This window comes from Amycolatopsis sp. NPDC114478 (assembly GCF_055633805.1).
Genome location: NZ_JBVKDO010000012.1, coordinates 74,545 through 95,557 on the forward strand (window position 1 = coordinate 74,545; position 21,013 = coordinate 95,557).

The window sequence follows — 21,013 nt, forward strand, 5'->3', positions numbered from 1 at the left end:
CGGCGCTCAGCCGACGATGTCGATGTCGAACGCCTCCGCGGCGCTGTATTCGAGGTCGGCCCACACCGCGCCCGGCAGGACGAAGCGGCGGTGGGACGTCAGCCGGTCGTCGTAGTTCGGGTCGGTCTTCGGGTTGTGGCCGACGCCCACCCTGTCGGAGCCCCACGCGAAGATGTTGCCGACCCACATCGGCTTCGACACGCCGTCCCGGTTGATCGGGGGGCGGACGACGATGGCGGCGCCGGCGCTGCCGGACAGGTTCAGCCGCACGGTGTTCTGCCCGTCGTTGGGCGGGGTGACGGTGATGCGTTCCATGAGCTCCACTTCCGGTTCGGTGGTCAGCGACGCCGGCGAATCCACGCCCGGCCAGTAGTCCGCGACGACGGAGATGTCGATGCCGGGCGCGACGTCGAGCAGGTACTGCGCGGCGATCGCGCCGGCGGGGATCTCGGGTTTGCCGGTGGCCGTGGCGATCCAGTACAGCGGCGGTTCGACGCCCTGGTCCGCGAACGCGGCCTTCACCTTCGGCCAGGTCGACCGGTTGCAGTAGATGACGGGGTGCGCGAACCCCGACTCGCGCCGCATCCGGGCCCAGCCCGGCGCCTCGTCGGCGGTGGCGTCCCCCGGCTCGATGTCGAGGACGTGCCCGTCGTTGGTCGAAGCCTTCTTGACGATCCGCACCTGCAGCGCGTCCGGGAAGAGGCCCCAGTCCGCGGCGCTCCACGGCGCGAGCCTGATCCGGTCGACGTACCCGGCCACGAGGGCGGGCCGCTGGTCCTTCCGCAGGATGTTGCCCGCGGTGACCGCGTCGTACATGATACGCATCGGCTCGCCTCGAAATCGTGGATCGGCGAATATCGGCGTATTCAGGATCTCCCGAAACGGAAAACGGTGCCAGGGCGGATGGGGCGCCTTTTCGGGCAGGATCCGTTTGTCCGTAAAGGCTTTCCGAGCCGCCGACGGATCCGGAAACAACCGGACCCGCCGTCTTTCCCGCTCATTCCTCCCGCAGATTCTCCAGGCTCGTCGTCCGCCACAACGCGGGCAGTGTCAGCGCGGTGACGAACAGTACCGCGGCGATCGCCGTCGCCGTCAGGACCGCGATGGCCGGCCCGTCGACCACCATCGGCCGGTGCACGACGAGGGTCAGGACGAGCCAGTCGAGGGCGAGCCCGGCCGGTACGGCGACGGCCACCGCGACCGCCACCGGGATCGCGAGCTGCCACACCAGCGACCGCGCGAGCACCCCGCGTCCGACGCCGTTGGCCATCAGCGCGGCGAGGCTGCGCCGCCGTTCCCGCAGCTGCTCCCACGCGGCGACGAGCAGGCTGCCCGCGACGAACAGCAGCACGAGCACCGAGCCGACCGAGAGCGCCCGGGTGATGAGCGCGTACGTGCCGTCGGTTTCGCTCCCGAGCGAGTACACGGTTCCGTTCCACCCCACCGTGTTCCGGACGCGTTCCACCAGGTCCGGGTCGGCGGTGGGGACGTCCGCGGACACCGACAGCCCGACGCCGGTCGCCGTCGCCAGCGCGGCCGGGGTGACGAGCAGCGCCGCCGATTCGCCGCGGGCGCCGGCGACGAGGTGGACCGCCGGGATCGTCCACTGTGGAACGGCGTGCGGGTCGGCGCGGCGGCCTTCGTCGAACCACACGTGGTCGCCGGCGTCGGGCAGGTAGCCCACGGACCCGGTGGCGTAGACGTCGCCGTCGCGGCAGTCCACGAGCCCGGCGCGGGCCCGCAGCTCCGCGCACGACCCGACGGCGATCGAGGCCCGCTCCCCCGCGGCGTTCTCGATCAGGCCGCGGGACCGCAGCTGCGCGTCGCGTTGGCCCGGCAGCGCGCGGAATGTGGCGGCGAACGCCTCGGCGTCGGCGTAGCTGGTCGCGAAGTAGCTCGCGAGCAGCTTGACCTCCCGCGGCGCGGGCCGGTCGCTCTCGGTGCGGGCGTAGACGCCTTGCAGCGCAATGGATCCGGCGAGTACGACGGCGATGCCGCTGACCAGGCGCGCGGCGGTCGCGCTGTCCAGCTGGAGCCGGCGGACGGCCAGCAGCCAGGCGGGCGAGCCGCCGTGCAGCAGGCCCGCGACCCGCTCGACGAGCCAGGGCAGCACGAGCGGCACGGCCGCGAGGACGAGCACAATACCGGCGATCACGCCGGGGCTTTCGGCGTCGTCGGTGCCGGTGAACAGCAGGGCCCCGCCGACGGCCGCGGGCAGGAGGCGCCAGCCGAGCCGGCGCCGGACCCGCGTCCCGCGCCGCACGACGCCGAGCGGCTCGATGACGACCGTCCGCAGCGCGAACACCGCCGCCGCGCAGGCGAGCACCGGCAGCACCAGCAGGGCGGGGAGGCCCAGCCGCCAGTCGGGGACGAGGTCGGTGCCGAAGAGGCCGCCGCGGAAGGCGGTCACGGTGATCCGCGGGACGAGCACCCGGACGAGCTGGAACAGCCCGAGCCCGGCGAGCAGGCCCGCGAACGAGCCGAGCAGGGCCTCGCCGGCCGCGATCCGGCGCACCTGCCCGCGGTCGGCGCCGATCAGCCGCAGCGCGGCGAGCCGCCGGTCCCGCGCGGCGGCGGCGAGCCGGGTGCTGGTGACGACGAAGACGAACACGGGGACTAGGCAAGTCGTCGCGCCGACCACGACGAGCAGCAGCTCGAGCGAGCCGAGGGGACGCCGGTGCGTCTCGGCGCCGAACCGGCTGACCGGCGAGGCGTCGCGCAGCTGCGCGACAGTGGCGGAGCCGACGTAGAAGAAGAGCTCGTGCGGTCCGGTCAGCCCGGCGTCGCCGATGGTGCCGATGACGCGTCCGGGGAACCGGGGGCGCAGGAGCTCGCCTTCCGGCGACTGCAGCAGATCCACGAGCGCCGGGGACAGCACGGCCTCCCCGGGGCCGGGCAGCCGATCGACGCCGGGAGCCGTGGGCGGGTGCGGGCCGGTGGGCTGCACGAGGTAGCCGCCGAGGCCGCGGCCGCGGTATTCGTCGGCCCGGGCGAGGGCGTAGACGGGATCGACACCGGGGGCGGTGGCCGCGAAGTCGAGCACGCGCGCACCGGCCCGGTCGTCCCGGGCGCCGATGAGGTGGGGCACGGAGGTGGCGGTGAGCAGGACGACCACGCCGAACCCGACCCCGGCGGCGGTGAGGGCGAGCCGCACCAAGGCGGTGCGCGCGCCCCCGCCACCCAGGGCGAGACGCACGCCGAGGAGGAGGTCGGCGGTCCAGCGGCGGATCACCGGACCACCTCGGAGGGACGGAGGTGGCCGGCGCAGGGCACGAGCGAAGCCACGACCGCTGCCGCGCCTCGCAGCTGGGATCGGCCGGCAACCGCCCCGACCCCGGACTCCCCCTTTCCCCGATCCCGGAACCGCCCTCCGCACGACCCGATCACCGGATCACCTCCAGCTCCCGGGTCCGGCCGTCGCGGACCACGACCTCGCGGTCCGAATACGCCGCCACGCGGGGTTCGTGCGTCACCAGCACCACCGCCGCCTCGCGGTTGCGGGCCGCCGTCGTCAGCAGCTGCATCACCTGCTCGCCGTTCAAGGAGTCCAGCGCCCCCGTCGGCTCGTCGGCGAACACCACCCGCGGGCCCGTCACCAACGCCCGGGCCACCGCCACGCGCTGGCCTTGCCCGCCCGACACCTCGCCCGGGCGGCGGCCGGCGATGTCGCCCAGGCCCAGCTCGCCCAGCATCTCCCGCGCGCGGCCGGCCGAGGCCCGGCCGCGCTCGCCGTTCAAGCGCAGCGGCAGGGCCACGTTCTCCAGGCACGTCAGCTCGGGGACGAGCTGGCCGAACTGGAACACGAACCCGAAGTCGGTGCGGCGCAACGCCGACCGCGCGCGGTCTGTCAGCGCCGCCAGGTCCTGACCCTGGTAGCGGACCGCGCCGTCGTCCGGCCGGACGATCCCGGCCAGGCAGTGCAGGAGCGTCGACTTGCCCGCCCCGGACGGGCCCATCAAGGCCACCACCTCCCCCGCGCGCACCCGCAGGCTCGCCGCCGTCAGCGCGTCCGTGGGCCCGTACGCCTTGCGGACGTCGGCCGCCTCCAGCAGCACGGTGCTCACGCGATCTCCTTCGCCAGCTGGTCGAGCCGGGCCGTGGTCAGCTCCAGCCAGCGGAGGTCGGCTTCCAGGTGGAACAGCGCGTGGTCGCAGACCAGCTGGTCGACGAGGTCGCCCCCGGTCTTGCGGCGGGTCAGCTCGCGCATCGCGTCGAGGTGGGCCGTGCGCTGGACGTCGAGGACGTCGGCGGCCGGGCGGCCGGACAGCAGCGCCAGCACCACCTTCGTGTACAGCGTGTTCTGCAGGTACGCCTCGGGTTTCTCCGGGGTCGCCAGCCACGTGCCGACGTCGGCGACCCCGGCCTCGGTGATGGCGTACCGCTTCCGCTCCGGGCCGCCGCCCGCCTCGACGCCGTCGGCCTCGACGAGGCCCTGCTTCAGCAGCCGGGCCAGCGTCGAATAGACCTGGCCGTAGTGGACGCGCCGGTCGTGCCCGAACCGGTCGTCGTAGGCGCGCTTCAGGTCGTAGCCGTGGCGCGGCCCGTTCTCCAGCAACCCGAGCAGGGTGTGTCCGATCGACATGCGGGCGACTCTACACGAGGTGTATAGCCGGAGTGCATAGTGATCACTCGAACAGGGTCCGCAGCGGCGTGGCCGGCCGTCCGATCAGGTCTTCCAGCTCGGGACCGGTCGCCGCGAACTCGCCCCGGCGGGCCGCGCGGAACATGCCGAGCAGCAACGTGGCCCGGTCCTCCGGGACGCCGTGCCCGACCAGGCCGGCCACCCACTCGTCGTCCTCGGCGACCACCCGGCGGATCGTGCGTCCCCAAAGGTCGCTGAGCATGTCCGCGACATCGGCCAGGTCGTGCGCGACCGGCGCGGTCAACGGCGGCGTCACCCCGTCGAACCGGCCTTCGCCGGCCAAGACGACCGCCGCGGCTTCGGCGAGATCGGCGTGCGCGGTCCACGAAACGGGTCCGTCGGCGGGCGCGACCAGTTCCCCGGTTTCCCGCGCCTGACCGACCAGCAGTGGAACGGTGCTCGCGTAGAAACCGTTGCGCAGCGCGGTGAACACCCCGGCCGCCAGGTGCCGCTCGGCCGCGGCGTGGTCGGGCATCGGCGCGAACAGCGAGTCCTCGGCCGCGGCCTGGTGGCTCGTGTAGAGAACGCGCTTGGCGCCCGCGTCCCGCGCGGCTTCGATCGCCGCCGCGTGGCGGCTCACGGCCGTCTCCCCCGTTTCATCCGTCGAGACGATCAGAACTTGGGAAGCGCCCTCGAACGCGTGCGCAAGCGACTCCGGATCGGCGAAGTCGCCGCGCCGGACCCGCACTCCGCGTCCGGCAAGGCCCTCGGCCCGGCCGGGCTCTCGCACGCTGACGCCGAGCTGCTCCGCCGGCACGCGCCGGAGCAGCTCCTCGACGATCAGCGAACCCAGCTTGCCGGTTCCCCCGGTGATCACGATCATGGTGGGCCCCTTCGATTGGTTACCACTGATACTAACCACGTTAGCACCACTGATAGCAAGCATGCGTTACCATCGAAATCATGGCGAAGGACCGGAGCGAGACGCGGGCACACATCCTCGAGACCGCCGCGCGGCTCCTGCACGACGAAGGCGCGGCCGCGCTCACCATCCGCGCGGTCGCCCAGGCCGCGGGCCTGCAGGCCCCCGCCCTCTACCGGTTCTTCGAGGACAAGGACGCGCTCCTCGACGCCGTCGCCGAGCACGTCTTCGCCGCCTACGTCAGCACGAAAGCGGCCGACGAAGACAGCGACCCGGTCGAAGACCTCCGCGCCGGCTGGACCGCGCACCTCGGCTTCGGCCTGGCCAACCCGGCCCTGTTCGGCCTGCTCGTGACGCCGGGCCGGACGTCCCCGGCGGCCGAGGCGGGCCTCGCGGTCCTGCGCGCCCGGGTGCACCGCGTCGCGGAAGCCGGCCGGCTTCGCGTCCCCGAAACCCTCGCCGTCGAACTGATCCACGCCGCCGGCACCGGTGCGGTGCTCGCCCTGCTGAGCCGGCCCACCGAAGGCCTCGCCGACGCCATGTACGAAGCCGTGGCCGCCCGGATCCTGACCGACGCGCCGGCCCCGCCCGCCGTCCCACCCGACTTGCCGATGCTCACCGGCGCCGAGCGCGCCCTGCTCGCGGAGTGGCTCGGCCGCGGCTGAGCGGTTCGTGTGCATTTTCCGTCTCGATGTAACAACTATCGGACTTCCGGCGCCATAGGGGACGGTCCGGTCCCCGCGCACCAGGAGTCCTCGTGATGCCTTTCCCGTTCCCCCGAAGATCGCGCCGCGCCCTCGCCGCGGCGGTCGTCGTGCCGGTCGCCGCCGCCCTCGCGGTGGCTCTCGCCGCACCCGCGGCCGCCGTGCCCACCGGGTTCACCGACACCGTCGCGATCGGCGGGCTGACCTCGCCGACCGCCGCGGCGTTCGCGCCCGACGGCCGGGTGTTCGTCGCCGAGAAGAGCGGCCTGGTCAAGGTCTTCGACTCCCTCGCCGACCCCACGGCGACGGTGTTCGCCGACCTGCGGACGCCGACCCAGGACTTCTGGGACCGCGGCCTGCTCGGCCTCGCCGTCGACCCCGCGTTCCCCGCCCGGCCGTACGTCTACGTCTCCTACACGCTCGACGCCCTGCCCGGCGGCACCGCGCCGCAGTGGGGCGACGCCTGCCCGACCCCGCCCGGCGCGACCGACCAGGGCTGCGTGGTCACCGGCCGGGTCTCCCGGCTCACCATGGGCCCGGACGGCACCGCCGTCAGCGAGAAACCCCTCGTCACCGGGTGGTGCCAGCAGTTCCCCAGCCACTCGGTGGGCGCGCTGGCCTTCGGCCCGGACGGCGCCCTGTACGCGGGCGGCGGCGACGGCGCCAGCTTCAACTACGCCGACTACGGCCAGACCGGCAACCCGTGCGCCGACCCGCCCTCCCCCGCCGGGACCAACCTCGCCCCGCCGAACGCCGAAGGCGGCGCGCTGCGGTCGCAGTCCCCGCGCCGCGCGGCCGGGCAGCCCGTGCTGCTCAACGGCACGCTGCTGCGCATCGACCCCGACACGGGCGACGGCCTGCCCGGCAACCCCTTCGCGAACAGCACCGACGCCAACGCCCGGCGGGTGATCGCCTACGGCGCGCGCAACCAGTTCCGGTTCGGGTTCCGGCCCGGGACCAGCGAGCTGTGGGCCGGTGACGTCGGCTGGAACACGTGGGAGGAGATCAACCGCGTCGCGAACGCCGGGGACGCGGTGGCCGAGAACTTCGGCTGGCCGTGCTTCGAAGGGACCGCCCGCCAAGCCGGCTACGACGGCGCCAACCTCGACCGCTGCGAATCGCTGTACACCACCGGCGGGCAGACCGCGCCATACTACGCCTACAACCACAACGCCAAGGTCGTCGCGGGTGACCCGTGCCCGACCGGCGGCTCGTCGATCAGCGGGATCGCCTTCGAGTCGGGCAGCAACTATCCCGCCGCGTACGCCGGCGCGTTGTTCTTCGCCGACTCGTCGCGCGGCTGCATCTGGGCGATGCAGACGGCGAACGGGCAGCCCAGCCCGAGCCGCCTGGTGCCGTTCGTGACCGGCGCCAGCACACCCGTGCAGGTGCTGACGGGCCCCGGCGGTGACGTCTTCTACGTCGCCCTGGGCAGTGGCGAGCTGCGCCGCGTGAGCTACCCGGGCGGCACCAACCGGCCGCCGGTCGCCGCCGCCACGGCGACGCCGTCGAGCGGCCCGGCGCCGCTGACCGTGCAGTTCGACGGCACCGGGTCCACCGATCCGGACGCCGGCGACGTGCTGTCCTACGCCTGGGACCTCGACGGCGACGGCGCGTACGACGACTCGTCCGCCGCCCGGCCCACCTGGACCTACACCGCATCGGCCGCGGTCGACGCCGGGCTGCGGGTGACCGACTCCCACGGCGCGACGGCGACCACGACGGTCCGGGTGACCGTCGGGACGCCGGCCGGGCTCGACCCGGTCCCGGTCATCGACGCGCCCGACGCGGCGCTGACCTGGTCGGCAGGCCAGACCGTCGCGTTCTCCGGCCGGGCGATCGACGCCCAGGACGGCGACCTGCCGCCTTCGGCGCTGTCGTGGCGGCTCGCGATCCGGCACTGCGCGGCCAACGGCACCTGCCACACGCACAACGTCCAGGACTTCCCGGGCGTCGCGGCGGGCACGTTCGTCGCGCCGGACCACGAGTACCCGTCGTACCTGCAGCTCACCTTGACGGCGACGGATTCGACGGGCCGCACCGGGTCCAAGACGATCGACCTGCAGCCGAAGACGGTGACGCTGAGCTTCACGTCGAGCCCCGACCAGGCACTGCTGACCGTCGGCGGGACGCAGCAGCGCACGCCGTTCTCCCGGACGGTGATCGCCGGCTCGACGAACTCGATCAGCGCGGACAGCCCGCAGAACCTGCCGCCGCTCAACCTCAAGTACGCCTTCTCGAGCTGGGCGCACGGCGGGGCGCGGACGCAGAACATCGTCGCCCCGGCGACTTCCGCCACCTACCGGGCGAAGTACCGGCTCTGCTGGCTGCTGCAGCCCTGCTGAGCGGACGACCCGGCCTCCGCGTGGGGCCGGGTCATCCCTGGGGCTGCTTCGTCTTCTCCGCCTTCTTCGACTCTTTCGCGGCCGACTTCGAGGCTTGCTTCGACTCTTTCGCGGCGGACTTCGAGGCTTGCTTCGACTCTTTGGCGGCTTGCTTGTCGTTCGTGGCCGTGCCGCCGGCTCCGGTCGCCTCGGCCGATCCGTCGGCCGCGGTCTCTCCCGCGGACGACTCGGCCGTGGGGGGCGCCGACGTGAGCTGCACTCCGGCGGGGGTCCCGCGGTCGCCACCGCCGGGGACGCCCGGCGCGGGCCGGGCGCCGGGCGCGGGCCGGGCGCCGGTGGACTGCACCGTCGTGCTGCCGTCGGCGCCGGTCGCCGGGGGTGGCGCCAGGTCCGACGTGCCCGCCCCGATGGTCACCGTCGTCACCAGCGCCGCGCTCGCGGCGGCCACCTTCGCCGCGGTGGCCCACGACAGGGCGGACGCACCCGTGCCGGCGGCGCCGGACGAGGCGACGGTTCCGCCGGTGGTCAGCCAGTGCGTCACGACCGGGATGCCGAGGATGAGCGGGGCCACGGTGGCCGGCAGCTCCGCGTTGAGCTCCTTGAGCCCGACGGCCAGCTTCCGGCAGTCCGCGCAGCGGTCCAGGTGCGTGGTGATCCGGTGGCTCTTGTGGTCCCCGACGCCGTCGCGCACCCAGCGGGCGAGCTGGCCGGAGATGATCCGGCAGTTGCGCCGCCGGGCTTCGGGGACGTGCTGGTCCAGGTAGGCCTGCCGCAGCCCTTCCCGGGCGCGGTAGGCCAGCGCGGCGACGCTGTTCGGCGTCATGCCGAGGTCCTGGGCGATGCGGGCCGGCGACTCGCCTTCGATCTCGGTGCGCCACAGCACGGACCGCCACCGCTCGGGCAGGCTCGCGAACGCGTCCGCGGCGACGGTGGCGTGCATCCGGCTGCCGACCGGCTCGTCGCTGCCCTCGCTGGGCAGGACGTCCGGGACCTCGGCGACCAGCGACAGCGCGGAGTCGCGCCGGCGCCAGCTGATCATCGTGTTCCGGATCGTCGTCAGCAAGTAGGGCCGGAATTCTTCGTCCGGGCCCTCGCCGGCGCGCAGGATCCGCAGTACGCGGGTGAACCCTTCGGCGATGAGGTCGTCCCGCTCCGCTTCACCCGACGCGATCGCGGCCGCCACCCTGCGGGCGGCGACCAGGTGCCGGTCGTAGAGCTGGCCGTACGCGGCGAGATCCCCGTCGCGCACCGCCCGGATCAAGACCGCGTCGCTCGGGACGTCCGCCGTCCCGGCCACCGCCGGTGCCACCTCGGTCACCCACTCCCCCTTGCTCGTGCGCTTGCACGTGCAGAACGTCCCCGCGATAGTCGTCCAACGAGCGGCCGGGCGCAAGGTCTCGGCGCGGAAAGCCCTCTTTCTTCCGCGGTGAGCGGCCCGGACCCCCGTCTTGTCAGGTGACTGAGCATTCCCGCCGGGTTTCCTCCCGATCCGGCGAAGCGTCGTTGCCGGAGGCGTTAGAGACGAAGGCGGTGGCCACCGCCTCACTGTCCGATGTGGACGCTCGCCGTCCCGCGCACCTACATCGGCGTGACGGCGCTGCGGACCTCGGCACGACGACACCGTTGTCAGCGCCGTCGGCCGCAAGCCCTTGCGCCAGGACGGTCCAGGGCATAGAACTATAACGTGTTCTAGTCTTGACGGCGGGGAAGGGACTCCGATGGGCGAACCGGCGATGCGGTATCCGAACCACCTCGGCCACTTGGTCGTCTCCGCCCTGAAACGCCACCGGGACGCGCCGGTCATGGTGCTGGGCGAGACCACGATGACCGGGGCCGGGACCGCCGAGCAGGTCAGCCAGTACGCCCAGGCCTTCGAGGAGCTCGGGGCCGGCACGGGCGCGGCGGTGGCGCTGCTCTCGCTGAACCGCCCCGAGGTCCTGCTGATCATCGCGGCCGGCCAGCTGCAGGGTTCGCGGCGGACGGCGCTGCACCCGCTCGGCTCGCTCGACGACCACGCCTACATCCTCGGCGACGCCGGCATCACCACACTGATCATCGACCCGGTGCCGATGTTCGTCGAGCGGGCGCTCGGCCTGCTCGAGAAGGTCCCCGGCCTCACGCAGGTGCTCACCATCGGGCCGGTGCCCGAGCCGCTGGCCCACATCGGGCACGACCTCACCGCGACCGCCGCGAAGTTCGCGCCCGGCCCGCTGGTGCCCGCCGCCCTGCCGCCGGACCAGGTCGTCTCCATCACCTACACCGGCGGGACGACCGGCAAGCCCAAGGGCGTCATGGGCACCGCGCAGGCGATGGCGACGATGACCCAGATCCAGCTCGCCGAGTGGGAGTGGCCGGAGGCCCCGAAGTTCCTCATCTGCACACCGCTTTCCCACGCCGGCGCGGCGTTCTTCGCGCCGACGCTGCTGAAGGGCGGCTCGCTGGTCGTCGTGCCGAAGTTCGACCCGGCCGACGTCCTGCGGATCATCGAGGAGGAGCGGATCACGGCCACCATGCTGGTGCCGACGATGCTCTACGCGCTGATGGACCACCCCGACTCGCGCACGCGCGACCTGTCGTCGCTGCAAACGGTGTACTACGGCGCCGCGTCGATCAACCCGGTGCGGCTGCGCGAGGCGATCGACCGGTTCGGGCCGATCTTCGCGCAGTACTACGGCCAGTCCGAGGCGCCGATGGCGATCAGCTACCTCGCCAAGGGCGACCACGACGACGCGCGGCTGGCCTCGTGCGGGCGCCCGTCGGCGTTCCTGCGCACGGCACTCCTCGACGCCGAGGGCAACCCGGTCGCGCCCGGCGAACCCGGCGAGATCTGCGTGGCGGGACCGCTGCTGGCCGCCGGGTACTGGAACCTGCCGGAGGTGACGGCGGAGACGTTCCGCGACGGCTGGCTGCACACCGGCGACGTCGCCCGCGAGGACGAGGACGGCTTCTGGTTCATCGTCGACCGCGTCAAGGACATGATCGTCACGGGCGGGTTCAACGTGTTCCCCCGCGAGGTCGAGGACGTGGTGGCCGAGCACCCGGCGATCGCGCAGGTGGGCGTGATCGGCACCCCGGACGAGAAGTGGGGCGAAGCGGTGACGGCGGTGGTGGTGCTGCGCTCGGACGCGGCCACCGACGACGCCGCGATCGAGAAGCTGACCGGCGAGCTCCAGGCGTCGGTGCGGGAGCGCAAAGGCCCGGTGCACGTGCCGAAGCAGGTGATCATCGCCGAGTCGCTGCCGATGACCGGGCTGGGCAAGCCGGACAAGAAGGCGCTGCGGGCGAAGTACGAGCCCCGACGCGCCAGCGTGTAGGGCGTTATACGGCGGCGACCGCCTTGAGCTTGCCCGGGTTCATCATCCACAGCACCTGGTCGATGCCCGCGGCCGAGGCGGTCACCGTCAGCACCGTGAACACCTCGCCGTCACGGGAAAGCAGCATCGCGTGCGCGCCGTTGACGAGCGCCGGGGTCACGGTCACGCCCACCCAGAAGCGGTCCTTGAACGCGCGGACGTACTTCGCCACCGTCGTCGCGCCGCGCACCGGGATGCGCGACGCACGGGCCACGCCGCCGCCGTCGGAGTAGCTGATCACGTCGGCCGCGAACAGCTCCTCCAGTGTCGACAAGTCGCCTTCCTGGGCCGCGGTGACGAACGCGGTCAGGAGCCGGCGCTGCTCGGGCGGGGCGGCCGGCGTGCGCCGTTCCGCGGCCAGGTGCTTGCGCGCGCGGCTGACGAGCTGCCTCGCCGCGACCTCGGTCGTCTGCACGATCTCGGCGATCTGGACGTACGGGTAGTCGAACGCCTCGCGCAGCACGTAAGCCGCGCGCTCAGTCGGCGTCAGCTTCTCCAGCAGGAGCAGCACCGCGAGCTCCAGCGCCGCACCCCGCTCGGCCCCCAGCTGGGGATCGGCCGAGGTGTCCACGGGCTCGGGCAGCCACGGACCGATGTAGGTCTCGTGGCGCGCGTACGCCGTCTTTGTCGCGTTGATCGCCAGCCGGGTGGTCGTCGTGGCGAGGTAGGCCGCCGGGGTCCGGACGGCGGCCCGGTCACTGGCCTGCCAGCGCAGCCACACCTCCTGGAGCAGGTCCTCCGCGTCGGCGGCGCTGCCCAGCATGCGGTACGCGATGCCGAAGAGCCGCGGCCGCACCTCCGCGAAGACGGCGGTCGCGTCCTCGAGGCCGGTGTCCTCCATGCGTGCGGATCCCTTCTGACAGCGGCAGCGTACCGGCGGCGCAAGACCGGCGTTGATCATCCGATCCGGCGAATCACGGCCGCGGGGCCCGCCGGTTCCGGCGCTGCTCCACCTCTTCCGCGCTCACCGGCTCCAGCATCGGCCGGCCGGGCACGCAGAACATCGTGACCACGAACGCCGATTCGGCGTCGGTCAGGTGGTTGCCGTCCTGGTAGTGGATGACGTCGCCGCCCGGCTCCCAGAACGCCTCGCCCGCCTTGACGACCCGCTCGGGCTCGCCCTCCAGCTCGAAGACGATCTCGCCCTTGAGCACATAACCGTAGGCCGGCCCGGAATGCCGGTGCGGCGGCGCACCCGGGCTGCCCGGCGGCAGCGTGACGAGGATCGTCATGGCTTCGGCGTTTTCGTGGATCTGCGGCGCGCCCGGCACGGTCGCGACGACGTCCAGCTGCGGGGGCGGCCCCGGGATGTGGGTGGTCATGCCAGTGAAGACAAGACAGCCCCGGCCGTTGTGACACGTCACGTTCCGGGCCGCCGTCTTGTCGAACGGGCATGGTCGATCCCGCGCTGGCCGAGCTGCTGGCCGAACGCCGTCACCTCGAGGACGTCGCCACCTGGCTGACCGGGTCCGGCGAGGTCGCCGACGAGGCCTACCGGGCCTGGTACGCGCTCGGTCCCGCCGACCGGGCGACCGTCGCATCGCCGGCGGACTGGCTGGCCCGGGCGGTCGGCCGCGCGTGCCTGCACCGGCTCGCGGTCCCCCGCACCACACCCGACGAGCTCGGCCGGCGGTTCCGCGCCGCCTGCTCCGCGGAGTCGGTCGAGGCACTGGGTGCGTTGCTGGCCGACGACGTCACCGCCTGGTTCGACGGCGGCGGGAAGCTGCGCACGACGGACCGGCCGGTGCGGGGCCGCGCCGAGGTGACGCGGGCCGTCCTGGCCCTGCTCGCGCCGCGGCCCGGCACGCGCGTGGCCGAGCACTCGGTCAACGGGAGCACCGGCCTCGTCGTGCGGGTGGACGACCGCGTTGCGGCGGTCGTCCTCTGGCGGGCCCGCGACCGGGTGGTCACCGACCTCTGGCTCGTCCTCAACCCCGCGAAGCTGCGAGGCTGGCCCGTTGTCACGAACGAACGCGCTGTCTTGTCCTAGTGGGTGCGCAGCCGTTGCGGGACCTCCGGGACGGCGCCCGAGAGGAAGGAACGGACATGAAGGTCGTCGTCATCGGCGGAACCGGCCTGATCGGCACGAAGGTGGTCGCGCGGCTGGCCGGGCACGGCCACGAGGCGGTCGCCGCCGCCCCCAGCACCGGGGTGAACACCCTGACCGGCGAAGGGCTGAAGGAGGTGCTGCTGGGCGCGGACGTCCTGATCGACGTGTCGAACTCGCCGTCGTTCGCCGACGACGACGTCATGAACTTCTTCCGCACCTCCACCGGAAACCTCGTCGCGGCGGCGAAGGAAGCGGGCGTCACGCACTACGTCGCGTTGTCGGTGGTGGGCACCGACCGGCAGCCGGACGTCGGGTACTTCCGCGCCAAGGTCGCGCAGGAGAAGCTGATCACCGAGTCGGGCCTGCCGTTCTCGATCGTGCGGGCGACGCAGTTCTTCGAGTTCGCCGGCGGGATCGCGGACACGTCGACGACGGACGGCGTCGTGCGGCTGCCGGGCGCGGGCGTGCAGCCGATGGCGGCGGCCGAGGTGTCCGCGGCCGTCGCCCGGACCGCGGCCGGGCAGCCGGTCGGCGGGATCACCGAGATCGCCGGCCCGGAGGTCTTCGGCCTCGACGAGTGGGTGCGCACCGTGCTGACCGCGCGCGAAGACCCGCGCGAGGTCGTCACAGACCCGGCGGCGCCGTACTTCGGCGCGGTGCCGGGACCGCGGGACCTCCTGCCGGGCCCCGACGCGAAGCTGGCCGAGACCAAGCTCGCCGACTGGCTGGCCCGGTCGTGACGGCGCCGCACGGGTGGCCCGGCGCCACCCGTGCGGGCACGGCGTTCTACACGACCACCGTGACGGTGGACGGCGGTTCGCTCGCGCACGGCCGGGCGTCCGGCCGCGCGCGGTCCGCCGACGGCACGCTCCGGCTCGACCTGCGGCTCCCCGCCGAGCTCGGCGGGGACGGCGCCGGCACGAACCCGGAGCAGCTGTTCGCCGCCGGGTACGCCGCCTCCTTCCACGCGACGCTGAGCGTGCTCGCGCGGGAAACCGGCGCCGACCCGGCCGCGCTGACCGTCGCGGTGACGGTGGCCGTCGGCCGCGACCCGGCCGGCGCCGGTTCCCTGCTGCGCACCGAAGTCGCGGTGACGTGGCCGGGGACCGACGACGTGCAACGGTTGGTCGAGCGGGCGAAAACCCTGTGCCCGTACGCGAAACTGGGCTAACTGCCGACGTGCCCGTCGCGCGCGCTGGTCGGCGACCTGCGCACTGCGCAGGTGCGCTTGTGCACGCGGTACACTCCTACTCAACAAATTGACTAGGTGAGGTGAGGCATGACCAGCTTCCGGAAGGCCGTCGAGGCCCGGGATCCCGAGGCCATGGCCGCGACGCTGGCGGAGAACGTCGTGTTCCGCAGCCCGGTGGCGTTCAAGCCCTACCCGGGCAAGGCGATCACGGCCGCGATCCTGCGCGGCGTGCTGCGGGTGTTCGAAGACTTCCGTTACGTGCGCGAGCTGAGCGGCGGCGAAGGCCGGGACCACGCGCTCGTCTTCGAGGCCCGGATCGGTGACGCGCGCGTCGAAGGCTGCGACTTCCTGCACTTCGACGACGACGGGCTGATCGACGAGTTCACGGTCATGGTCCGGCCGCTGTCGGCCGCGCAGGCGCTGTCGGAGGCGATGGCGGCCCAGTTCGACCAGATCCAGCGCGAAGCACTCAACTAGTTCACCATGGCTCTCCGTCACGCGCTGATGGCGGCACTGCTCGAGGGCGACGCCTCGGGCTACGACCTGGCGAAGGGGTTCGACGCGTCGGTGGCGAACTTCTGGCCGGCGACACCTCAGCAGCTCTACCGCGAACTGGACCGGATGGAAGCGGAGGGCTTGGTCCGCGCCCGGTTGGTCCGCCAGGAGAAGCGACCGGACAAGAGGCTGTTCTCCCTGACGGACGCGGGCACGCGGGCCCTCCACGACTTCACGGCGCACCCGCCGCGCCCGGGCGTGATCCGCGACGAGCTGCTGATCCAGGTCCAGGCGCTCGACTCCGGTGACGAGGCGGCGGTCCGCCGGGCGCTGGCGGAGCGGATGACCCGGGCGGAGGCGAAGATCGCCCGTTACGAGCGGCTGCGGGCGGGTCTGCTCGACGGCCGGTTCGAGGACGAGTACCTCGCGGAGGCCGAGCGGGTGGGCCCGTACCTGACGCTGATGCGCGGGCTGGCGTTCGAGCGGGAGAACCTCCGCTGGTGCGAGCAGTCGCTGAAGATCCTCGAACGACGGGTGCCGCGCTAGCTCAGGCCGGCGTCGTGGACCAGCAGCGCGACCTGGGTGCGGTTGGCCGCCTCGAGCTTGGCCATGATGTGTCCGATGTGGACCTTCACGGTCGACTCGCTCACCACCAGGGCCTTCGCGATCTCCGCGTTGCTCAGCCCGCGTCCGATGTGGACGGCGACGTCGTGCTCCCGGGGCGTCAGCTCGGCCAGCCGCGCGCGGGCCCGCGAACTCCCGCCCCCGGAAGCGAAGTCCGTCAGCAACCGCTTGGTGATCTTCGGCGACAGCATCGCCTCGCCGCGGGCCGCGACGCGGACCGCGTTGACCAGCTCGCGGGGCGGGGTGTCCTTCAGCAGGAAGCCCGCCGCGCCGTGGCGCAGGGCCGCGTAGACGTACTCGTCGACGTCGAACGTCGTCAGCACCACCACCGCCGGCGCCGCGGGGTGCGCCGCGAGCAGCTTGACCACCTCGATGCCGTCCACCTTCGGCATCTGGACGTCGGTCAGCACGACGTCCGGCCGGAACCGGTCGGTCAGCTCGACCGCCCGCGCGCCGTTCGTGTCCTCGGCGACCACCTCGACGTCTTCGGCCGACTCGAGGATCATCCGGATGCCGCTGCGGACCAGCTCCTCGTCCTCCAGCAGCACGACCTTGACCGTCACTCGCCCTCCCCGACCGGCGGGCCTACTGAAAAGCGCGCTGATACTTGAAATCGGCCGTCCCCCGTCGGGCCGGTGCGCAGGTCGCCCCCGGCCAGCTCGACGCGTTCGCGCATGCCCACCAGCCCGTAGCCGGACCCCGGGACGGCGCTGCCGTGCGGGGTCAGCCGGTTGGTCACCTCGACCGCCAGCCGCTCCCCGGTGACGGCGAGCCGGACGTCGACGGCCGCGTGCGGCGCGTGCTTCCCCGCGTTGGTCAGCGACTCCTGCACCACCCGGTAGACGGCCCGGCCGACCTGGTCGGGCACCGCGGGCAGCGGATCCGGCAGCGTCAGCTCGACCCGCGCCCCGGTCGCCGCGACCTCCGCCACGAGGTCTTCCAGCGACGCCAGCACGCCCGGACCCGCGTCCGAGGCCGGGGCGTCGTCGCGCAGCACGCGCAGGATGCCGCGCAGCTCGTCGAGCGCCGTCGCGCTGGTGGCCCGGATCGTCTCGGCGGCCTGCTCGGTCTTCTCGTCCGGCGCCCGCAGCGACAGCGCGCCCGCCTGCAGCGCGACGGCGGTCACGCGGTGGGCGACGACGTCGTGCATCTCGCGCGCGATCCGCCGCCGTTCGGCGAAGACGGCTTGGTCGGCCAGCAGCGTCCGGGCCCGCTCGGCCTCCTCGGCGCGGTCCCGCAGCACGGCCAGCAACGTCGCGCGCTGGTGCATCCACAGCCCGCCCAGCACCGGGCCGAGCACGAAGAACCCCAGCACGAGCGCGACCATCATGAGGCCCCCCGGCTGCCGCAGCAGGCCGAACGCGTTGCCGGTCGCGCCGGCGACGACGACCGCGGCCCCGGTCTGCCAGCTGACGCCGTGCCGGGCCGCGACCGAGTACGTCGCGATGGTCACCGGCAGCAGCGTCACGCCGGCCGGCAAGCACAGCGCGGCGACCGCAAGCACGAGGAGCGGCCACCGGCGCCGCGCGAGCAGCGCGAGCCCGGAGACGACCACCGCGGGCACGTAGAGCGCCGGGTGCTGGTCGCGCGGGTCGCCGCCGAGCAGGCTGAACGCGATCGTGGCCGCCGCCACCGCGACGTCGAGCGCCAGCAGGACGACGCGGCCGTCCCACCAGCTCAGCCAGCGCTTCACCGTGCCCAGGTTAGGGCGCGCCGGATCAGCCGTCACGGCGAGCCAGGGTGAACGTCGCCGCGCCCAGGGCAAGGACCACCAGGGCGGCGAACACCGCGGTCCCCGGCAGTGCGGACCGGGCCGTGCCACCGAAGGGCAGCGCGGTCACCGGCACGCGGGTAAGCGTGGCCAGCGCCGTCTCGGCGACGAAGGTCCACCCCGCGAACAACCCGACAGCGAGCCCGGTGTGGCGCAGCAGCCCGCCGAGCGCGACCCCGGCGAGTCCGGAAAGGACGGTCAGCGCGAGCACCCCGGCCGCGGCCTTGCCCGCCGCCCCCGCGCCGGCGGGCAAGGCGCCCCCGCCGGTCAGCACCCCGGCGGCGGTCAACACCACCATCAGCACCCCGCCCAGCAGCGCGAGCCCGGCGGTGACCAGGGCCCGCGCCGCGACGATCCGGGCCGGCGAGCGCAGCACCAGCCGGGTGGTCGCGAGGGTGCCGTGCCGGCGGTCGAGGCCGAACGCGGCGATCCCGATCGCCGCGACCAGCAACGCCCCCAGCCGGGTGGCCGGTCCGAACGCCGAGGTGAACGCGCCGAAGTCGCGTTTGAGACCCCAGAACAGGCCGGACGCGAACTGCAGCACCCCCGCTCCCGCCAGCAGCAGCCACGTCGACCGCAGCGAGCGGGCCCGCACCCACTCGTAGGCCAGCGCGTGCTTCACGGCAGCTCCCCCCGGTGCCGGCCGGCGGCCGCGGTCGCGGCGAGGAAGGCGTCCTCCAGCCCGCTGCGCCGCACGAACAGCTCCCGCACCGCGACGCCCGCGCGGCCGGCGACCGCCGCCACCCGCTCGGTGTCGGCGGTCTCGACGACCAGTTCGCCGGCGTCCTGCCGCACGCGCAGCCCGGCGCGGGCCAGCGCGACCATCAGCACGCTGGGCTGCTCGGCGCGCACCACGACGTCCGCGTGCGCGTGCCGCCGGACGAACTCCTCCAAGGGCCCCGCCGAAACGAGCCGGCCGGCGCCGATGACGATCAGGTCGTCGGCCAGCAGCGACAGCTCCGCCAGCAGGTGCGACGACGCGAGGATCGTGCGCCCCTCCCCCGCCAGCCGCCGCAGGAGGTCGCGGATCCACCGCACGCCTTCGGGGTCGAGCCCGGTGGCTGGCTCGTCGAGGACCAGGTACTCCGGGTCGCCGAGCAGCGCCGTGGCCAGGCCGAGCCGCTGCTTCATGCCGAGGCTGAACCGGCCGGCGGGCCTGCTCGCGACCGACTCGAGGCCGACGGTAGCGAGAACCTCCCGCACGCGCCGCGCGCCCACGCCGCCGCCCGCGGCGACCATCCGCAGATGCGCGGCGGCCGGCCGGGCGGGGTGCACCGCGGCGGCGTCGGTGAGCACGCCGACCGTCCGCAGTGGACCCGGGACGTCCGCGTACACCCGGCCGCCGAAGGTGGTGCGGCCGCGGCCGCGGGTCAGGCCGAGCATCAGCCGGATGGTCGTCGACTTGCCGGCGCCGTCGGGCCCCAGGAAACCGGTCACCACGCCGGGCCGGACGGTGAAGGACAGGTCCTCGACACCGGCGCCGCGGTAGGTCTTCGCGAGCCCGTCCGCGACGATCACCGGCGGACCGGGAGGTAGGCGTCGCGACGGCCGACCGCGAACCACAGCAGGCTGCCCAGGAACGGCGCGCAGAAGGCGAAGATCACCCAGACGAGCTTCATGCCGCCGGTGAGCCGCGAGCCGAGGATGCTGACCAGCGCGGCCACGAACAGCACCACGAAGGCCAGCAAGACGGCCCCGGTCAGGCCGAGCAAGAGCCACGACCAGGTTTCCTCGTGGCCTCGGATCAGGGCGGCCGGCTGCATGGGCGTTCTCCTCACGTCGGTGTCCCACAGCCAAGATCGCCGATCGCGCGCGTCCGCACATCCGATCTTCGGGGAGTCCGGGCTAGGCGGAAAGTACTAGGCCGCCCGGCGGGCTTGTACGGCTCTTGTACGGCGTCGGCCGACGATTCGCCGGACATCCCGATGGAGGAAACGTGAACACCACACTCAAGGCGGCCGTGGCCACGATCGGCCTGGGCGTCGCGCTGACCGGGCCGGCCGCACCCGCGGCCCAGGCCGCGTCGGCCTACCCCGTCACGACCACAGTGGACGGTCGGACCGTCAAGGACCCCGACGTGGCCGTCGGCCGGCAGCGGATCGCCGACATGTACCCGTCGGGCACTTCGGTGACGCTGGCGTGCCAGGACACCGGCCCGGTGTACGGCGGCAGCAGCATCTGGGACCTGACCACGGACGGCCTCTGGGTGCCCGACGCCTACGTCAAGACCGGCTCGACGTCGATGGTCGCGCCGCGGTGCACCACGCCGCACGCGTTCCCGGCCAAGGCCGACCTCAACGGCCGCGCGCACAAGGGTGACGCGGCGGACGCGGCAGGCAGCGTGGCGGACAAGTACCCCGCCGGCGCGTCGGTGCCGGTGGTCTGCCAGGCCACGGCGTCGGACGAGATCTGGGACCTCACCAGCGACAACTTGTGGGTGCCCGACGCCGTGGTCAAGACCGGGACCGACGGGTTCGTCGACGGCGTCCCGCACTGCGACACCGACGGCCTCAAGGCGGCCGGCACGGCGTTCCCGGCGGACCCGCGCGCCGACAGCGCGATCGCGTTCGCCAAGGCGCGCCTGGGCCACACCGACTGGAACAACCAGTGCGAGCTGTTCGTCGAACGCTCCTTCGGCACCAGCGCCCGGTTCGCTTCGGCCACCACGCACTACCAGTGGCAGAAGGCCAACGGCCGCATCCACACCGGTTCGGTCGCCCCGGCCGGCGCGGCCGTGTTCTTCACCAGCACGACCAGCAACGGGCACATCATGCTCGCGCTCGGCGGCGGCGTCGCGATCAGCACCGGCCCGTCGGTGTACCAGACGAGCACGTACGCTCAGCGCTCCGACTACCTCGGCTGGGCCTACGTGCCGTCGAGCTGGTAGCCCCGCGCACCGCGCCGACGTCCTCGAAATCGATCTGCCACCCGGCGGGCACCAGCGCTCGCTCGAAGCACACCCGGTGCTCGCCGGG

22 protein-coding genes are annotated in these 21,013 nt (G+C 73.4%); 9 read left to right on the forward strand and 13 right to left on the reverse strand.

Annotated elements, in window-relative coordinates; translation table 11 throughout:
- Positions 1–6: 6 nt before the first annotated feature.
- The 5 genes from ACZ7OH_RS29940 to ACZ7OH_RS29960 form a co-directional block, all read right to left on the reverse strand.
- Entirely contained in the window at positions 7–825 is an 819-nt protein-coding gene (locus ACZ7OH_RS29940) for a hypothetical protein (RefSeq protein WP_470283863.1), read from the reverse strand.
- A gap of 172 nt (positions 826–997) precedes the next feature.
- On the reverse strand, positions 998–3,232 hold the full coding sequence (locus ACZ7OH_RS29945) for an FtsX-like permease family protein (RefSeq protein WP_470283864.1): 2,235 nt from the start codon (positions 3,230–3,232) through the stop codon (positions 998–1,000).
- A 151-nt stretch (positions 3,233–3,383) separates the two neighbouring features.
- Positions 3,384–4,064 carry an ABC transporter ATP-binding protein gene (locus ACZ7OH_RS29950; RefSeq protein WP_470283865.1) on the reverse strand — a complete coding sequence of 227 codons (681 nt, stop codon included), beginning with the start codon at positions 4,062–4,064 and terminating at the stop codon, positions 3,384–3,386.
- Positions 4,061–4,582: a PadR family transcriptional regulator gene (locus ACZ7OH_RS29955; protein ID WP_400899537.1), complete on the reverse strand. Its 522-nt coding sequence runs from the start codon at positions 4,580–4,582 to the stop codon at positions 4,061–4,063. Before ACZ7OH_RS29955 ends, ACZ7OH_RS29950 begins: the two co-directional genes overlap by 4 nt.
- 43 nt (positions 4,583–4,625) lie before the next feature.
- Positions 4,626–5,465 (reverse strand): NAD(P)H-binding protein, encoded by an 840-nt coding sequence (locus tag ACZ7OH_RS29960; protein WP_470283866.1) that lies wholly within the window; start codon positions 5,463–5,465, stop codon positions 4,626–4,628.
- Between the two features lie 80 nt (positions 5,466–5,545).
- On the opposite strand from ACZ7OH_RS29960, the gene ACZ7OH_RS29965 reads away from it, so the two are divergent.
- Together ACZ7OH_RS29965 and ACZ7OH_RS29970 are read left to right on the forward strand one after the other, a co-directional pair.
- Positions 5,546–6,169: a TetR/AcrR family transcriptional regulator gene (locus tag ACZ7OH_RS29965; protein WP_470283867.1), complete on the forward strand. Its 624-nt coding sequence runs from the start codon at positions 5,546–5,548 to the stop codon at positions 6,167–6,169.
- Between the two features lie 95 nt (positions 6,170–6,264).
- Positions 6,265–8,553 (forward strand): PQQ-dependent sugar dehydrogenase, encoded by a 2,289-nt coding sequence (locus ACZ7OH_RS29970; RefSeq protein WP_470283868.1) that lies wholly within the window; start codon positions 6,265–6,267, stop codon positions 8,551–8,553.
- Positions 8,554–8,584: 31 nt separating this feature from the next.
- Here ACZ7OH_RS29970 and ACZ7OH_RS29975 read toward each other — a convergent pair whose 3' ends face one another.
- On the reverse strand, positions 8,585–9,871 hold the full coding sequence (locus ACZ7OH_RS29975) for an RNA polymerase sigma factor (protein ID WP_470283869.1): 1,287 nt from the start codon (positions 9,869–9,871) through the stop codon (positions 8,585–8,587).
- Positions 9,872–10,271: 400 nt separating this feature from the next.
- Here ACZ7OH_RS29975 and fadD8 point away from each other — a divergent pair, with 400 nt between their 5' ends.
- On the forward strand, positions 10,272–11,867 hold the full coding sequence (gene fadD8 / locus ACZ7OH_RS29980; RefSeq protein ID WP_470283870.1) for a fatty-acid--CoA ligase FadD8: 1,596 nt from the start codon (positions 10,272–10,274) through the stop codon (positions 11,865–11,867).
- A 4-nt stretch (positions 11,868–11,871) separates the two neighbouring features.
- Here fadD8 and ACZ7OH_RS29985 read toward each other — a convergent pair whose 3' ends face one another.
- Both ACZ7OH_RS29985 and ACZ7OH_RS29990 read right to left on the reverse strand, forming a co-directional pair.
- A complete protein-coding gene (locus ACZ7OH_RS29985; RefSeq protein WP_470283871.1) occupies positions 11,872–12,747 on the reverse strand; it encodes an RNA polymerase sigma-70 factor in 876 nt (291 codons plus the stop codon).
- A gap of 73 nt (positions 12,748–12,820) precedes the next feature.
- Positions 12,821–13,228 carry a cupin domain-containing protein gene (locus tag ACZ7OH_RS29990; RefSeq protein WP_470283872.1) on the reverse strand — a complete coding sequence of 136 codons (408 nt, stop codon included), beginning with the start codon at positions 13,226–13,228 and terminating at the stop codon, positions 12,821–12,823.
- Between the two features lie 71 nt (positions 13,229–13,299).
- Between ACZ7OH_RS29990 and ACZ7OH_RS29995 the strand changes: the two genes are divergently transcribed.
- From ACZ7OH_RS29995 to ACZ7OH_RS30015, 5 genes are all read left to right on the forward strand, one after another.
- Positions 13,300–13,896, forward strand: coding sequence for a nuclear transport factor 2 family protein (locus ACZ7OH_RS29995; protein WP_470283873.1), 597 nt, complete (start codon positions 13,300–13,302; stop codon positions 13,894–13,896).
- A 56-nt stretch (positions 13,897–13,952) separates the two neighbouring features.
- Positions 13,953–14,696: an SDR family oxidoreductase gene (locus ACZ7OH_RS30000; protein ID WP_470283874.1), complete on the forward strand. Its 744-nt coding sequence runs from the start codon at positions 13,953–13,955 to the stop codon at positions 14,694–14,696.
- Positions 14,693–15,127, forward strand: a complete 435-nt coding sequence (locus tag ACZ7OH_RS30005; RefSeq protein WP_400899518.1) for an Ohr family peroxiredoxin — start codon at positions 14,693–14,695, stop codon at positions 15,125–15,127. Before ACZ7OH_RS30000 ends, ACZ7OH_RS30005 begins: the two co-directional genes overlap by 4 nt.
- A gap of 108 nt (positions 15,128–15,235) precedes the next feature.
- A complete protein-coding gene (locus tag ACZ7OH_RS30010; protein ID WP_400899516.1) occupies positions 15,236–15,625 on the forward strand; it encodes a nuclear transport factor 2 family protein in 390 nt (129 codons plus the stop codon).
- Between the two features lie 6 nt (positions 15,626–15,631).
- Entirely contained in the window at positions 15,632–16,189 is a 558-nt protein-coding gene (locus ACZ7OH_RS30015) for a PadR family transcriptional regulator (protein ID WP_470283875.1), read from the forward strand.
- Here the strand turns inward: ACZ7OH_RS30015 and ACZ7OH_RS30020 are convergent.
- The 5 genes from ACZ7OH_RS30020 to ACZ7OH_RS30040 are packed head-to-tail and all read right to left on the reverse strand — an operon-like array spanning position 16,186 to position 19,801.
- Positions 16,186–16,830 carry a response regulator gene (locus ACZ7OH_RS30020; RefSeq protein WP_470283876.1) on the reverse strand — a complete coding sequence of 215 codons (645 nt, stop codon included), beginning with the start codon at positions 16,828–16,830 and terminating at the stop codon, positions 16,186–16,188. The genes ACZ7OH_RS30015 and ACZ7OH_RS30020 overlap by 4 nt on opposite strands.
- Positions 16,827–17,960, reverse strand: coding sequence for a sensor histidine kinase (locus ACZ7OH_RS30025; protein WP_470283877.1), 1,134 nt, complete (start codon positions 17,958–17,960; stop codon positions 16,827–16,829). The genes ACZ7OH_RS30020 and ACZ7OH_RS30025 overlap by 4 nt, the downstream gene beginning before the upstream one ends.
- A 25-nt stretch (positions 17,961–17,985) precedes the next feature.
- On the reverse strand, positions 17,986–18,660 hold the full coding sequence (locus ACZ7OH_RS30030; RefSeq protein WP_470283878.1) for a hypothetical protein: 675 nt from the start codon (positions 18,658–18,660) through the stop codon (positions 17,986–17,988).
- Positions 18,657–19,556 (reverse strand): ABC transporter ATP-binding protein, encoded by a 900-nt coding sequence (locus ACZ7OH_RS30035; RefSeq protein WP_470283879.1) that lies wholly within the window; start codon positions 19,554–19,556, stop codon positions 18,657–18,659. The genes ACZ7OH_RS30030 and ACZ7OH_RS30035 overlap by 4 nt, the downstream gene beginning before the upstream one ends.
- Positions 19,553–19,801, reverse strand: coding sequence for a PLD nuclease N-terminal domain-containing protein (locus tag ACZ7OH_RS30040; protein WP_470283880.1), 249 nt, complete (start codon positions 19,799–19,801; stop codon positions 19,553–19,555). Before ACZ7OH_RS30040 ends, ACZ7OH_RS30035 begins: the two co-directional genes overlap by 4 nt.
- 173 nt (positions 19,802–19,974) lie before the next feature.
- Here ACZ7OH_RS30040 and ACZ7OH_RS30045 point away from each other — a divergent pair, with 173 nt between their 5' ends.
- Entirely contained in the window at positions 19,975–20,925 is a 951-nt protein-coding gene (locus ACZ7OH_RS30045) for a hypothetical protein (protein WP_470283881.1), read from the forward strand.
- Positions 20,926–21,013: the final 88 nt, after the last annotated feature.

What these genes read in the sequence shown, in the direction of transcription:
- ACZ7OH_RS29940 (WP_470283863.1), bottom strand. Translation starts at nt 825, where the DNA reads ATGCGTATCATGTACGACGCGGTCACCGCGGGCAACATCCTGCGGAAG.
- ACZ7OH_RS29955 (WP_400899537.1), bottom strand. Translation starts at nt 4,582, where the DNA reads ATGTCGATCGGACACACCCTGCTCGGGTTGCTGGAGAACGGGCCGCGC.
- ACZ7OH_RS29960 (WP_470283866.1), bottom strand. Translation starts at nt 5,465, where the DNA reads ATGATCGTGATCACCGGGGGAACCGGCAAGCTGGGTTCGCTGATCGTC.
- ACZ7OH_RS29965 (WP_470283867.1), top strand. Translation starts at nt 5,546, where the DNA reads ATGGCGAAGGACCGGAGCGAGACGCGGGCACACATCCTCGAGACCGCC.
- ACZ7OH_RS29970 (WP_470283868.1), top strand. Translation starts at nt 6,265, where the DNA reads ATGCCTTTCCCGTTCCCCCGAAGATCGCGCCGCGCCCTCGCCGCGGCG.
- fadD8 (WP_470283870.1), top strand. Translation starts at nt 10,272, where the DNA reads ATGGGCGAACCGGCGATGCGGTATCCGAACCACCTCGGCCACTTGGTC.
- ACZ7OH_RS29985 (WP_470283871.1), bottom strand. Translation starts at nt 12,747, where the DNA reads ATGGAGGACACCGGCCTCGAGGACGCGACCGCCGTCTTCGCGGAGGTG.
- ACZ7OH_RS29990 (WP_470283872.1), bottom strand. Translation starts at nt 13,228, where the DNA reads ATGACCACCCACATCCCGGGGCCGCCCCCGCAGCTGGACGTCGTCGCG.
- ACZ7OH_RS29995 (WP_470283873.1), top strand. Translation starts at nt 13,300, where the DNA reads ATGGTCGATCCCGCGCTGGCCGAGCTGCTGGCCGAACGCCGTCACCTC.
- ACZ7OH_RS30000 (WP_470283874.1), top strand. Translation starts at nt 13,953, where the DNA reads ATGAAGGTCGTCGTCATCGGCGGAACCGGCCTGATCGGCACGAAGGTG.
- ACZ7OH_RS30010 (WP_400899516.1), top strand. Translation starts at nt 15,236, where the DNA reads ATGACCAGCTTCCGGAAGGCCGTCGAGGCCCGGGATCCCGAGGCCATG.
- ACZ7OH_RS30015 (WP_470283875.1), top strand. Translation starts at nt 15,632, where the DNA reads ATGGCTCTCCGTCACGCGCTGATGGCGGCACTGCTCGAGGGCGACGCC.
- ACZ7OH_RS30040 (WP_470283880.1), bottom strand. Translation starts at nt 19,801, where the DNA reads ATGCAGCCGGCCGCCCTGATCCGAGGCCACGAGGAAACCTGGTCGTGG.